Below are 13,297 nucleotides of genomic sequence, written 5' to 3'. Positions count from 1 at the left end.
TTCCTTAATTGGCATTAAAGATAAGGAGTAAAAATGATTACATTTGGGAAATTTCAAAATCAATATGGAAGATAAGATACGATGGGGCATTGTCGCACCAGGACGCATAGCCCACAGTTTCGCGAACGATTTGAAGCTTGTTGCAGATGGAGAGGTAAGCGCCGTGGCATCGCGCAGTCTTGAAAGGGCTGAAGCTTTTTCAAAAGAGTACAATGTCCCACATGCATTTGGTAGTTACGAGGCATTATTTGACTGTGGGGAAGTGGATGCCGTTTATATCGCCACCCCACATACCTCACATGCTGAACTGGCGGTAAAGGCTATGGACAAGGGGAAACATGTGCTTTGTGAAAAACCAATGGGGCTGCATCGAGGTGATGTAGAACAAATGATTGCCGCAGCAGAACGCAACCAGGTTTTTTTAATGGAGGCCATGTGGAGTAGATTTAACCCGGCTATTCGAAAGGCGAAACAAATTGTCGATGGTGGTGAACTTGGCGAAATCGCCTATGTTCATGTAGACTTTGGGTTCTACGCACTCGATAGGGATGAGAAGGGACGATTGTTAAACCCTGAACTGGCTGGCGGCTCATTGTTGGATATTGGCATCTACCCAATTTTTTTGGCCTACCTAATGTTGGGGTATCCCGATAAGGTTTTGGCCGCCTCCAATTTTTATAAAACAGGGGTCGAGATACAGACCTCGATGATATTTCAATATGCTGAAGCCCAAGCTATTTTATATAGCGGACTGAAGAGTAAAGCGGAAATGAAAGCACAAATTTCATGTAGCAATGGCAGCGTCTTTTTGAAACCTAAATGGCATGAAGCCCAGGGATATATTGTAGAACATGATGGCCAATTAGAGAATTTTGATCTACCTACCTTGGGTAGGGGGTATGCCCATGAAATAATCGAAGTTCATGAATGTCTTAAAAGATGTGACCGGCAAAGTAACCTTTGGAGCCATAAAAATAGCCTAGACCTGATGTCTTTGATGGACGAGGTGCGAAGGCAAACAGGAATACGATTTCCAATGGAAGCCTAAAGTTTGCCGTATTGCGATGAAAATCCTCTAATTTTTACGATATTTGAGATTCGAATCAAACCAACTAAAATATGGGAATGAACAAGAACACTGTACTGGCATGGGCAACTTTTATAATGATAATCGTAGGACTCGGACTGATTGCGCTGGGAGCCTTTAGATATGATGATGTAGCCGGTTGGGGTTTTGCTTCCGTAGGAATTGGTTTTTTTGCCATTGCCTGGGTCTTTAACGCGCTAAAGGGACGTGTTTGATTTTTTGTTTCCGCTTGAACCAACTAAAATTCAAGGAGGCTGTCTTTAATAAACTTCTCAATTAATTAACTCATAAATCAAGAAAATGAGCGACGATAAGAAGGTCATCTTCTCCATGTCTGGAGTGACCAAAACCTATAAAAATGCCAATACTCCGGTATTGAAAAACATTTACCTCAGTTTTTTCTATGGAGCCAAAATCGGAATTCTTGGTCTCAACGGATCTGGTAAATCTACCTTGTTAAGAATCATTGCCGGTGTCGATAAAAACTTTCAGGGCGATGTAGTTTTTTCACCAGGATATAAAGTCGGGTATTTAGAGCAAGAGCCGCAGTTAGATGAAGATAAGACCGTCTTGGAGGTTGTTCGGGAGGGAGTTTCAGAAACGGTAGCTATCTTAGACGAGTATAATAAAATCAACGATATGTTCGGGTTGCCCGAGGTGTATGAAGATGCCGATAAGATGCAAAAGTTGATGGATAAGCAGGCCGAGCTTCAAGACCAAATCGATGCTTCAAACGCTTGGGAACTCGATACCAAGCTTGAAATTGCGATGGACGCTTTGCGGACACCTGAGCCGAACAAAAAAATTGGTGTGTTATCAGGAGGGGAAAGAAGACGTGTGGCCTTATGCAGACTATTGCTACAAGAACCCGAAATTTTATTACTTGATGAGCCGACCAACCACTTAGATGCCGAATCGGTTCATTGGTTAGAGCATCATTTGGCACAATATAAAGGAACCGTGATTGCCGTGACCCACGACCGTTATTTTTTAGATAATGTTGCGGGATGGATTTTAGAACTTGATAGGGGCGAAGGTATTCCATGGAAAGGAAATTATTCCAGTTGGTTGGATCAAAAGTCAAAACGGTTGGCACAAGAGAGTAAAACCGCATCCAAAAGACAAAAGACTTTAGAACGTGAGCTAGAATGGGTAAGACAGGGTGCAAAGGGAAGACAGACGAAACAAAAAGCGCGTTTGAAGAACTACGACAAGTTGATGAGCCAAGACCAAAAACAGCTTGATGAGAAACTTGAAATATACATTCCCAACGGTCCTCGTTTAGGAACCAACGTGTTGGAAGCGAAAGGAGTGAGCAAAGGTTATGATGATAAATTGCTCTATGAAGACCTGAATTTTAAATTGCCACAGGCGGGAATTGTTGGAATTATTGGACCGAACGGTGCCGGTAAGACCACTATTTTTAGAATGATTATGGGAGAGGAAACACCTGATAAAGGTGCTTTCGAGGTAGGTGAGACGGCAAAGATCGCCTATGTAGACCAAAGTCATTCGAACATTGACCCCGAAAAAACTATATGGCAAAATTTTAGCGACGAACAAGAATTGGTGATGATGGGCGGCCGACAAGTGAATTCCCGTGCCTATCTAAGTCGGTTTAATTTCTCGGGGAGTGAACAGAACAAAAAAGTGAATATGCTTTCAGGTGGTGAGCGCAATAGACTTCATCTGGCTATGACCTTAAAAGAAGAAGGCAATGTTTTGTTATTGGATGAGCCGACCAATGATTTAGATGTTAACACGTTACGAGCTTTGGAAGAGGGACTTGAAAACTTCGCCGGTTGTGCGGTGGTCATTTCCCACGACAGGTGGTTTCTAGATCGCATATGTACCCATATTTTGGCTTTCGAAGGTGATTCCCAAGTGTATTTCTTTGAAGGTTCTTTTTCCGATTATGAAGAGAACAAGAAGAAGCGTTTGGGTGGTGATTTGATTCCGCAACGCATTAAATACAAGAAATTGATTCGATAGCTTTTATAGCTACAAATTCAAAATAAAAAAAGCCCTCGACCGAGGGCTTTTTCATAAGAAAAAATCAGTCTTATTGTTTTAGTGGTTTTTCCAAGGTTTCCTGAATTTGATTTTCAATTTTTGCCTTATCTCCGACGACAATCAATGTCATATTGTTCGGTTGTATATATTTCTGGGTCATTTCCGAAACTTTTTCAGGAGTTACGGCGTGCATGTTCTTTACCTTGTCTGTCAGAAACGATTCATCAAGGTCATGAGTATCTAAGAATATTAATTGACCAATAATTCCGTTTGGGGTAGAATTTTGAAGGACATAAATTCCTGATTCGTAATTTATGATGCCATCCATTTCTTCTTGATTAGGTGGCTCATTTTGTAATCTCTCGATTTCTTTCACGATTTCTTTCAAAGATGCCCCGGTATGCTCAGTAGTAACATCGGCTGCTTCGTACCAGACCCCGGTTTTATAGTTGTCTTTTAAATTGCTATAGGGCGAATAGGTGTACCCCTTATCTTCTCTAATATTGCTAGTAATTCTAGAGGCAAAAGATCCTCCTAAAATAGAATTAGTGACATCTAAGGCAATAAAATCTTCACTTGACGGACCAATTACGGGCAGGCCGTAATAGATCGTAGACTGGGGTGCTCCAGGGCGATCGATAATTTTTATTTCCCCATTGGTAACTGGTTGCGCAAGGGTATAATCTGAAGGTTCTCCACTTTTCCAGTCCGATAAAGAAGATTCAACAGCTTTTTTAACTTCCTCTGCATCAAAATTACCGGCAATATAGATTGTGGTTCTAAGAGCGCCAAAATTCTCGTCATAGAACTGTTTAATGTCTTCTACAGTATATGAATCGATCATTTCATCATTCGGAAATACCCTGCCATAAGGGTGGTCAGGGTATATGGCAGCAAAAAAATCTCTGCTTGCTTGTGCTTGTGGCCCCGCCAGTTGCACCGATAAATTACGCTTCATATCATTTTTCAACCGATCGAGTTCCTCCACGGGCCATTTCGGGTTTTTAAGCACATCAGCCATAAGCATAATTGCCTTTGGGGCGAATTCATATAATACAGAACTACTTAAATACGAAGTATGAACACCCACACCGATGTTCAAATTACCACCCATACCCGCCATATCGTCTGCAATTTGTTTGGCACTTTTAGTAGTACTCCCTTCTTTTAGCATATCGGCCAGAAGGTCGGCCAACCAAACTTGATTTTCTTTTTCATTGATATTACCGGTTTTAATACTAAACTGTATTGAGGCCTTTGGAATGGAACCGTATGGAATCATGACCAAGGTAAGTCCATTGTCAAATTCGACCACTTCTTTTTCAGGAAGTGTAAAATCTTTTGGTTCGCCACCTTTAGGCGGCTGTTCTTTTTCTTGAGCGGTAAGCACGGTAAAGGAAAATGTGAGGCTCAGAGCATACGCTAGTAAAGTTCTCATAATCATTGTGTTTTTTCGTTATCGGCCAATAAAGGGTTTACGGTCAAAATGGTACGGTTGGTAGCGACCAAATATGCATCGATGGTTTTCTTGACAATTTCAGGAGTTATTTTTTTGAATTCATCCTCAAGGGTGTTAATTCGTTCGGGATTGTCATCAAATAAGGCAAAACTGCACAAGAGGTCGGCTCTGCCCAAACCGAAAGTGCCGCCTAAATCGTCATACAGTTTGGATCGAATCTTGATAATAGCTTTATCGATGGTCTCTTGTGTTATATTTGTCTTCAAATTAGTCATCACCTCGTCTATCGCCCCGAGAATATCATCTCGTGAGGTTTCAGTATCGTAGGTTAGATTATACATCCATAACATCGGGCCTTTGTAATTGAACATATTTCCCAGATAGTTGATACCCCCACTTACACTTGAAGTGTATCCTTTATCTTTTTCAAGTTTTTGGGCTAGCAAACTATTGTCTCCCTGTATAAGAATTTGGTCAAGAAGTCCCATGGCATAATACTCTGGAGAATTTCGCTCTGGCATATGATACGCCAAGGCAATGGCAGGTTTGTTTGCCAGGGAATCATTTTTTACAAATGCCTTTTCTTTTTCCTGTTTTGGTTCGGTAATGTCAGGTTGTGGCGGAAGTTTGGTGGAAGGAATATCGCCAAAATACTTTTGTATCCACGCTTTCGTTTCTTCGGTTTCAAAGTTGCCGACAACGGATAAGGCAGCATTATTGGGCGAATAATAAGTTTTGAAGAAACTAGCAACATCTTCGAGATTGGCGGCATCTAAATCTTCTAGATCTCCGTAGAAATTATGGGCATTATACCAATTTGAGTTGGCATATTGCGGCATATCCAACCATGGGAATCCGCCATAGGGTTGATTGAGCACATTTACCTTAACTTCGTTTTTTACGACACCTTGTTGGTTGGTAAGGTTATCTTGGGTAATTTCGAGGCCTCGCATTCTATCAGCTTCTGCCCATAACATGGTTTCCAATTTGTGCGAAGGCACGATTTCAAAATAATTGGTAAAATCGAAACGAGTAGATCCATTGAGTACCCCACCGTTTTGTTGCACCAGTTTGACAAATTCCATTTTTCCCAAATTTTTAGAGCCCTGAAACATCATGTGTTCGAACAAATGCGCAAAACCGGTACGTTCTTTAGGTTCAATTCGAAAACCGATGTTATAGTATACAGCTACGATTGCCGTTGGAGAGGTCTTGTCTTGGGATAGGATTACTTTTAAACCATTGTCTAGTTTATAATACTCTACGGGGACCTTAAATTGGGCCGTTTCTTTCTTTTTATCTTCTTTATCGGCGCAGCTTAATGCGAAAATCGCCAAAATAAAGAAAAAGAACCTTTTGCATGTTGTTTTCATTTACTATTTCTTTTAGGTTGTTCTATTGGATAATATTCTGGGGAACGCTTGTTTCAATAATCTTCGGCAGGATACCAATCTAACTGCACCACTTCGATATCTGCATCCCCGGCATTGACCAGTTCTTTAAATTTGTTCACATCACTGACGTTGGGATTTCCCCTATAATGATAAGGGTACACCTCTTTTGGCTTGAACTCCAATACGGCGTCGGCGGCACTTTCTTCGGTCATGGTATAGGGTAGGTTCATACAAATAAAGGCTTTATCAATATTTTCTAACGCCCGCATCTCAGGAATATCTTCTGTATCGCCTGAAAAATAGATTCGTTGGTCATCAAAGTTGAGAACATATCCATTGCCCCGTCCTTTTTCATGGAACTTCAAAGCTTCTTTTCGCAGGTTGTACATGGGTATTGCCTCGATGGTAATGCCATATCGTTCTTTTGATTCCCCATTATTCAGTACGTCGATTTGCGGCGTGAATTCTTCGGGTAATTTGTCAGCAACCGCTTGTGGAGCCACAATTTTGGCCTTATCGGTATTCAACGCCTCTAAAGTCTCTAGGCTGAAGTGATCGCCGTGAATATCAGTGATCAGAATTAAATCAGGTGCTTTTTTTTCTTGAAATGCTTCGGCTCCTCCGACGGGGTCAACATAGATAACAATATTTCCCCACTCCAAAACCGCAGTGGCATGTTCGATAGGGCTTATGATGACCTCAGTATCTTTATTTATTTTGATCGCTTGGGGTTGATCTGTTTCTAATTCAGGCGCAGCGTCAATTTTGGCGTTCGGCTTTGTTTTTTCTTTGCATCCTAAGAATAATAATCCTCCAAAAACAAGAGATAAGATTAAATGTTTCATATAGTATTTAATTTTAGTTATTTGTCCGTAAACCTATTTATATTTTACCGGTGATCCATTAGAACCACTTTTTCGACTTAGTCAGATTTGTTCTAATGAGCGTTCCATTTTAATATCGCTACGCTTATACTGACTATCCGCATCCATTGGCACCTCCTTAAATCCAAACTTTCTGTAAATATGTAGGGCTGTGTTTAGGCGGGTGCTTGAATATAGAACGAGTTTTTGCCAACCTTCATTTTTTGCAAAATTAATGGCGAAATCCAGTAATTTCTGACCAATCTGTAATCCCTGATATTTGGCGTCTACCGACATTTTACCTAATTCATAAGCCTTGTCATTCAATTTGATAAAGGCGAAACAACCCACAATGACATCATCGTACTTGGCGAAGAAAATGTGGCCACCGGGTTTAATGATATTTTCTTCACAACTTTCCAACAAGTTGCTATCCTTAGGTTCTACAACAAAATGTTTCTCGATCCACTGTAAATTAAGGTCTCTAAAACGCTCAGCGTACTGATGTTTAAAAGGGATTACTTTAAGTGCCATTGTTATAACCTCTGTTGTTTATATAAAGTTACTGGTATGAATCTTCTTTAACAGGGTTTTACTTATTTTTTTTTGCCTAAAAAATCTAAAAGTAAAATTGAACCGTATATAAGACTGATACAAACAAATAAATGATTTTATTGAACTTAAACAAGTTAATTAATTTTTGAGTTATGACTGAAACAAAAAATAACAACGGATTGAAGGTATTGGCCGGCTTACTAGGTGTATTGCTTTTGGGTACTATCATATATACCGTAAGTCTTTTTCAGGAAAAGAAAAAAACAGAGGCTATACTCTCACAGGAGAAGCAATTGGTTGTTGAAGACCTCAATAGCTTAAAATCTGAATATGATAAGGCTATTTTGGAAAGCAATGCAACCAATGAAGAGTTGGTGTCAGCCAGAGACAATATTGCAAAGTACATTGATTCTGTAAAAGCGATGAAGTCTGATATTACAGCACTTTCGCGATACAGAAGACAAGTAGGGGTACTGAAGGCTGAAAGAGAACAATTGTTGAAACAAGTAGATTCGCTTACGCGTTCCAATAGTATGATAGCCATGCAACGCGACAGTACCTATGTTGAATTGGAAAAGCAAACTGTTTTTAATGATTCTTTGGTGGTTCAGAACACACAATTGGCTGACGTAGTCGAAAAGGGATCAGCCTTGAATTTATCTAAATTCAGTATAGATGCGGTAAAAGAGCGTGGTAGCGGAAAACTAGTTTCTACATCAAAAGCGAAAAGAACCGATAAACTTAAAGTTTGTTTTACTGTTGCCGATAATATTATTGCAGATGCAGGTGACCGGGAATTTGCGATAGAAGTATTGGATCCTCAAGGAAATGTACTAGGGCAAAGTTCTACTAAGACTACTGATGACGGGGCTTCTATTACCTATAGTAAGGGAACTGGTTTTTACTATGAAAATAGAGCACTGGATGTTTGCGATTATATCGATAAGCCAGCAGGAGATTTCCAAGAGGGAAATTATATGGTAAACGTCTATGATGACAAACTCAAATTATTGGGTACAAATAAGTTTGAACTGAAGTAAAATAAACACTATCCATTTAAAAAAAAGGGGACAATCTGAAAAGATTGCCCCTTTTTTACTTTTATAAATATGGCAAAGCCTTTCTTTATAATTATTTCAACGACCCGACCATATCTTCAGGTTTTACCCATTCGTCGTAGTCTTCGGCCGACACATAACCCAAATTAATAGCTTCTTCTTTTAAGGTCGTTCCATTTTTGTGCGCTGTATTGGCAATTTCGGCAGCTTTGTAATAGCCGATTTTTGTGTTTAAAGCGGTGACCAACATCAATGAGTTATTCAATAATTCTTTAATTACCTCGTGATTTGGTTCTATTCCCGAGGCACAATTGACATCAAAACTAACACAAGCATCACCCAAAAGCTGGGCAGATTGTAAAATGTTAGCGGCCATCATAGGTTTGAAAACATTCAATTCGTAGTGGCCTTGGGTTCCGCCTATGGTTACAGCAACATCATTGCCCATAACTTGTGCGCATACCATAGTAATTGCCTCACATTGTGTTGGATTTACCTTTCCGGGCATAATGGAGCTTCCTGGCTCATTGGCAGGAATTATGATTTCCCCAATGCCAGAACGAGGTCCTGAGGCCATCATTCTTATGTCGTTAGCAATTTTATTCAATGATACCGCCAATTGTTTTAGCGCTGCATGGCTTTCAACAATGGCATCGTGTGCGGCCAAAGCCTCGAACTTATTTTCCGCTGTTTTAAAAGGAAGGTTGGTGAACTTTGCGATGTATTCGGCCACAAGCACATCATAACCTTCGGGTGTATTAAGGCCCGTGCCCACTGCGGTACCGCCCAATGCCAATTCACTAAGATGATCCAAAGAGTTTTTTAGGGCCTTTAAACCGTGGTCTAACTGCGATACATAGCCTGAAAACTCTTGTCCTAAGGTTAGGGGAGTGGCGTCCATCAAATGGGTACGTCCTATTTTTACCACTTTTGCAAATTCCTTCCCTTTTTTGTGTAAAGTTTTCCGAAGTTGTTCGATGCCAGGAATGGTCACTTCCACAATTTTTTTATAGGCCGCAATGTGCATACCTGTAGGAAAGGTATCGTTCGATGACTGTGATTTGTTTACGTCATCGTTCGGCTGAATTGTTTTTTCTCCCTCCCCAATTACTTTCCCTGCAATTTCGTGTGCCCGATTTGCAACGACTTCGTTGACATTCATATTGCTTTGGGTGCCAGATCCCGTTTGCCAAATCACTAACGGAAATTGATCATCGTGTTTACCTTCTAATATTTCATCGCAGACTTGAGCAATCAAATCTCTTTTTTGCTCGGTCAATACGCCTAAGTCACAATTGGTGTAAGCGGCAGCCTTTTTTAAATAGGCAAAACCATATACCACGTCTATAGGCATGGATGCCGATGGGCCTATTTTGAAATTATTTCGAGAACGCTCGGTCTGTGCGCCCCAATATTTATCGGAAGGCACTTCGACCTTGCCCATGGTATCTTTTTCTATTCTGAAACTCATTTTGATGTATTTTTGTTACCATGGCAAAGGTAAGGCATTGACGAAATTATTTTGGGAATGCCTAAATAATTTGTCTTTTTTTTTAATTTGATTTGTAGGTTTCCCATTTTTCAAACTATCTTTGTCATATTAAAAAATTAAGCAGATGTTCGATTTTGACCAGTATTTAGGATTTATAGCCTTTTTAACCATTTTATCCATTGGTTTTTGGCTGATGATTTTTTTGTTGATGTTTGTCGTTCCTTATTGGTTGGGCGGTAATCTGTTGGAATTGTACAAAGAGAAGCGCGAGGCGAAAAAAGCTAAACGAAACGCATAAAAAAAAAGAAGCCTTTAAGGCTTCTTTTTTTTAGTCCAATTTCTTTTCTATCCTTCGAACTCATCATCACCACCATTATTGTCATTTCCACCGCCTCCACGTCGATTGCCATTCTTTTCTTTAGGTTGATTGAAGCGATAGACGAACGACATGTTGACCGACCTTCTTCTGAATTGGAATTCACTACGTGAGGTAAAAAATTCCGTTTCGGTATAAGACCGTCTCTTGCCTGAATTCAAGAGGTCACTAACGTTTAAGCCTACCGTTCCATTATCTTTCATAATATCTTTGCTAAAGGCCAATGAGAGCATAAACATGCTTTTATTCTCCGTTTGTGAGTTTTGAGAGGGCCCTCTAAGGAAAGCATTCGTCTGCCATTCAACTTTGGCCGGTAAAGAAACTTTAGAACTGAAACGGCCAAACCAACTGGTATTATCGGTACCATAATCAACCCCATTAAAGATGCCTTCGGTAGAAAATTTAAAAAAGTTAAAGCTTGTATTCAAACGCAACCACTTTTCAGGATTATACATCAGGGCAGCTTCGGCACCAATTCTTTCATTTGTCGAAAGGTTGATAGGTAAAGAACGGATGATTTCTATACCATCTGTTGTAGTTTCACCTGTACTCTCCTGGATTCTTTCGAAGGAATCCGTTTCCTTTTGATAATAAACCGAAGAAGTCAATGTTAATTTATCCCAGCGTTTGAGATACCCTAGGTCGAATGCATTGGAGAATGCAGGATTCAAATCGGGATTCCCCTGAAAAATATTGGTTCGGCTAGACCGAGATGGAAATGGGTTTATATATCGTCCTCTGGGTCTATTGATCCTGCGATTATATCCAAGGGAAACATTTTCCATTTCATTCAATTCATAGATTAAATTTAAGGTAGGAAAGAGCCCCAAATAATTTTTGTCAAAATCAAGGTCGACATCTACACCATATTGTTCTTCGATGGCATTGCTATCAAACTCCGATTCTACCTTCCCTTTTAATTGGGTGTTCTCTAGTCGTAATCCCAATAAAAAAGAGAATTTACCCATTTTATTACCATACTGTGTATAGAGCGCATTGACATTTTCGGTATACGAGAATTTATTGGTAAGCCCTTCATTGGTCACAAATTGATTGCTGGCCTGATCCAAAGAATCTAATTTGTAATCGGTTACCTGATTTTCAAAATTACCGCGGTATCCGGCTTCAAACTGGGCGTCTTCCATGGGTAGCACATAATCGGCCTGGATCAAAAATTCATCTTGAACTTCATTTTGGTAAACATCTTCTAAAACAATGAGTTGCGTATTGGGAAATGTGTTTCGCTCTTCTATAATCGAGGTTTCGACCTCTTCTTCGTTGGAATACTGAAAATCGGCAGTCAGTTTATGCCCGTCATCATCAAAATTGTTCACGTAATTTAAAGAAAGTTGATAACTATTGTCATCTTCCGTTTCGACTTCCTCTCTAAAAGTGCGGCTTTCCAATTGATTATCATTGAATCGTTCATTGGTGTTTTCGGTAAGATCATCGTCATCAGAAAATCGCATAAAGACGCTTCCTGTAAGCGAAGATTTTTCGGTCAAAAAGTATTCCATACCCAAGTTTACGTTAAACCCTCTACCAAGTCTATTGTAAATTCGATCTTCATACACTCTGTCAAAACTACCTGAAGTGTAGGTGTTGTCAAAAAATGCATTCCCTGGAGCATCTCGGTAGCGATATCCCAAAGTATTGAAAATATTGTATTTGTCGGTACGCAGGTTGCTGTTCAATGAGATACTGCTGCTAGTAGGGTAACCTGCATTTAGATTTAGGGAGCCGTTAAAGCCCAACGTCTTTTCTTTCTTAAGTACAATGTTTAAAATACCTGCTGTTCCTTCAGCGTCGTACCTTGCCGATGGGCTAGTGATGACTTCTACTTTTTCAATGGCGTCAGCGGGTAATTGACGTAACGCATCTGTCGAACCAAACCCAGCTATCGCTGAGGGTTTTCCATTGATAAGAATTCGTACATTTTCGTTACCTCGCAAACTAATCGCTCCTTCAACATCAACACTTACCGAAGGCACATTGTTCAGGGCATCACTGATAGTGGCGCCGCTGGTGGTAAGATCTTTACCTATGTTGTAGATTTTTTTATCCAAACGCACCTCTACGGTGGTCTTCTCTCCAACGACTTCAACGGCATCAAGCTGTTCTACGTCTATACCCAGTCTAATGGTGCCTATATCTGTAGATGCAAGAAATTCTTGTTCGTTCTTTTGATACGTTTTGTAGGAGATGTATTCAACCCTTACCTGGTAGGTGCCAGGGTTTACTTCCACCTCGAATTGACCTTTTTCATTAGTTATACCACCGGTTACCTTGGTAGGGTCATTCGTTGCTTGTAGCACTAGGGTAGCATACTCTAAGGGGTCTCCATTATCTTTGTCTAAAACTGTTCCGGTAATTTTTATGGATTCTACATCTTGTCGTTGGGGTCTTTGAGCAAGGGTTGTAATGGTAATCAATAATAATAAAAATGGAAACAGTTTTTTCATATTTTAGTTCTTAGGTTTTTTCTTTTTTCTTTTTTTCTCTTTTTTCTTTAATTTATTTGTCTTCTGAACTCCGTTTTTTTGAAGTTCGACAAACGCTTCATACTTTTCTTCCGACAGACCTGATTTCAACTCTGCCGTCTGCTCTTCGGTAATCTTTTCCATCGCTTCCCGAGTTTTATCAGGAGTCAGTTCCAAGATTTGCAGTTCGATTCGTTTTTGAATGTACTTTTTCAAGATCGAACTTAAAACTGCCGTTTCGAAATCATTCAATTCTAAAGCCGCTGTTATGGCGGGCATCTCGTCATCGACAATTTGACCAGCGGTTTTTGGCTCAGGTTCCTTTGGTGCAACCTCGGCTTGCGGAATGGCATTTCGCTGTCGTCCATAACCATATCCATAACCGCTACCATATCCATAGCCTCCTCCGCCATACCCATATTGGGCCTGTAATTCGGCTCCCATAAATATGAAAGCCAAAATTGTAATTATAAATTGCGCCTTTATCTTCATAACGCCCTGGTTTAATTGATTAATAAAA

At 40.1% G+C, this 13,297-nt stretch carries 12 protein-coding genes; 5 read left to right on the top strand and 7 right to left on the bottom strand.

What is annotated here, in order from left to right:
- Positions 1-43 precede the first annotated feature (43 nt).
- The 3 genes from AACZ88_RS02570 (at position 44) to ettA (ending at position 3,079) form a co-directional block, all read left to right on the top strand.
- On the top strand, positions 44-1,048 hold the full coding sequence (locus tag AACZ88_RS02570) for a Gfo/Idh/MocA family oxidoreductase (RefSeq protein ID WP_339705721.1): 1,005 nt from the start codon (positions 44-46) through the stop codon (positions 1,046-1,048).
- 71 nt (positions 1,049-1,119) lie between these two features.
- The gene (locus AACZ88_RS02565) at positions 1,120-1,302 is read left to right on the top strand and encodes a CAL67264 family membrane protein (protein ID WP_089887647.1); all 183 of its coding nucleotides are present in this window, start codon (positions 1,120-1,122) and stop codon (positions 1,300-1,302) included.
- A gap of 85 nt (positions 1,303-1,387) precedes the next feature.
- Positions 1,388-3,079, top strand: coding sequence for an energy-dependent translational throttle protein EttA (ettA, locus tag AACZ88_RS02560; protein ID WP_339705712.1), 1,692 nt, complete (start codon positions 1,388-1,390; stop codon positions 3,077-3,079).
- Positions 3,080-3,149: 70 nt separating this feature from the next.
- Here the strand turns inward: ettA and AACZ88_RS02555 are convergent, their stop codons facing one another.
- The 4 genes from AACZ88_RS02555 to AACZ88_RS02540 all read right to left on the bottom strand — a co-directional run bounded on the left by AACZ88_RS02555 (position 3,150) and on the right by AACZ88_RS02540 (position 7,350).
- Positions 3,150-4,538, bottom strand: a complete 1,389-nt coding sequence (locus AACZ88_RS02555; RefSeq protein ID WP_339705709.1) for a pitrilysin family protein — start codon at positions 4,536-4,538, stop codon at positions 3,150-3,152.
- A 2-nt stretch (positions 4,539-4,540) separates the two neighbouring features.
- The gene (locus AACZ88_RS02550; protein ID WP_339705706.1) at positions 4,541-5,932 is read right to left on the bottom strand and encodes a pitrilysin family protein; all 1,392 of its coding nucleotides are present in this window, start codon (positions 5,930-5,932) and stop codon (positions 4,541-4,543) included.
- 53 nt (positions 5,933-5,985) lie between these two features.
- On the bottom strand, positions 5,986-6,798 hold the full coding sequence (locus AACZ88_RS02545; RefSeq protein ID WP_339705703.1) for an MBL fold metallo-hydrolase: 813 nt from the start codon (positions 6,796-6,798) through the stop codon (positions 5,986-5,988).
- 81 nt (positions 6,799-6,879) lie between these two features.
- Positions 6,880-7,350 (bottom strand): GNAT family N-acetyltransferase, encoded by a 471-nt coding sequence (locus tag AACZ88_RS02540; protein ID WP_339705701.1) that lies wholly within the window; start codon positions 7,348-7,350, stop codon positions 6,880-6,882.
- A gap of 173 nt (positions 7,351-7,523) precedes the next feature.
- On the opposite strand from AACZ88_RS02540, the gene AACZ88_RS02535 reads away from it, so the two are divergent.
- Positions 7,524-8,411 carry a hypothetical protein gene (locus AACZ88_RS02535; protein ID WP_339705699.1) on the top strand — a complete coding sequence of 296 codons (888 nt, stop codon included), beginning with the start codon at positions 7,524-7,526 and terminating at the stop codon, positions 8,409-8,411.
- A gap of 91 nt (positions 8,412-8,502) precedes the next feature.
- Here AACZ88_RS02535 and fumC read toward each other — a convergent pair whose 3' ends face one another.
- Complete coding sequence (fumC, locus tag AACZ88_RS02530; RefSeq protein WP_339705696.1) at positions 8,503-9,900, bottom strand: class II fumarate hydratase; 1,398 nt, start codon at positions 9,898-9,900, stop codon at positions 8,503-8,505.
- Between the two features lie 145 nt (positions 9,901-10,045).
- Between fumC and AACZ88_RS02525 the strand changes: the two genes are divergently transcribed.
- Positions 10,046-10,219 carry a hypothetical protein gene (locus AACZ88_RS02525; protein ID WP_339705693.1) on the top strand — a complete coding sequence of 58 codons (174 nt, stop codon included), beginning with the start codon at positions 10,046-10,048 and terminating at the stop codon, positions 10,217-10,219.
- A gap of 47 nt (positions 10,220-10,266) precedes the next feature.
- On the opposite strand, the gene AACZ88_RS02520 is transcribed toward AACZ88_RS02525, so the two are convergent.
- Positions 10,267-12,759 carry an outer membrane beta-barrel family protein gene (locus AACZ88_RS02520; RefSeq protein WP_339705690.1) on the bottom strand — a complete coding sequence of 831 codons (2,493 nt, stop codon included), beginning with the start codon at positions 12,757-12,759 and terminating at the stop codon, positions 10,267-10,269.
- 3 nt (positions 12,760-12,762) lie between these two features.
- Entirely contained in the window at positions 12,763-13,269 is a 507-nt protein-coding gene (locus AACZ88_RS02515; protein WP_339705689.1) for a hypothetical protein, read from the bottom strand.
- Positions 13,270-13,297 lie beyond the last annotated feature (28 nt).

Origin of the sequence: uncultured Kriegella sp., from assembly GCF_963975415.1 — a bacterium.
Classification (GTDB): domain Bacteria; phylum Bacteroidota; class Bacteroidia; order Flavobacteriales; family Flavobacteriaceae; genus Kriegella.
Note: the sequence above shows the minus strand (reverse complement) of the source record. Positions and strands in the feature narration are given on the sequence as shown.

Excerpts from the sequence above, each read along its gene's own strand:
- AACZ88_RS02525 (WP_339705693.1), top strand. The coding sequence starts at position 10,046 with ATGTTCGATTTTGACCAGTATTTAGGATTTATAGCCTTTTTAACCATT.
- AACZ88_RS02555 (WP_339705709.1), bottom strand. The coding sequence starts at position 4,538 with ATGAGAACTTTACTAGCGTATGCTCTGAGCCTCACATTTTCCTTTACC.
- AACZ88_RS02515 (WP_339705689.1), bottom strand. The coding sequence starts at position 13,269 with ATGAAGATAAAGGCGCAATTTATAATTACAATTTTGGCTTTCATATTT.
- AACZ88_RS02545 (WP_339705703.1), bottom strand. The coding sequence starts at position 6,798 with ATGAAACATTTAATCTTATCTCTTGTTTTTGGAGGATTATTATTCTTA.
- fumC (WP_339705696.1), bottom strand. The coding sequence starts at position 9,900 with ATGAGTTTCAGAATAGAAAAAGATACCATGGGCAAGGTCGAAGTGCCT.
- AACZ88_RS02540 (WP_339705701.1), bottom strand. The coding sequence starts at position 7,350 with ATGGCACTTAAAGTAATCCCTTTTAAACATCAGTACGCTGAGCGTTTT.
- ettA (WP_339705712.1), top strand. The coding sequence starts at position 1,388 with ATGAGCGACGATAAGAAGGTCATCTTCTCCATGTCTGGAGTGACCAAA.
- AACZ88_RS02535 (WP_339705699.1), top strand. The coding sequence starts at position 7,524 with ATGACTGAAACAAAAAATAACAACGGATTGAAGGTATTGGCCGGCTTA.
- AACZ88_RS02520 (WP_339705690.1), bottom strand. The coding sequence starts at position 12,759 with ATGAAAAAACTGTTTCCATTTTTATTATTATTGATTACCATTACAACC.
- AACZ88_RS02565 (WP_089887647.1), top strand. The coding sequence starts at position 1,120 with ATGGGAATGAACAAGAACACTGTACTGGCATGGGCAACTTTTATAATG.
- AACZ88_RS02550 (WP_339705706.1), bottom strand. The coding sequence starts at position 5,932 with ATGAAAACAACATGCAAAAGGTTCTTTTTCTTTATTTTGGCGATTTTC.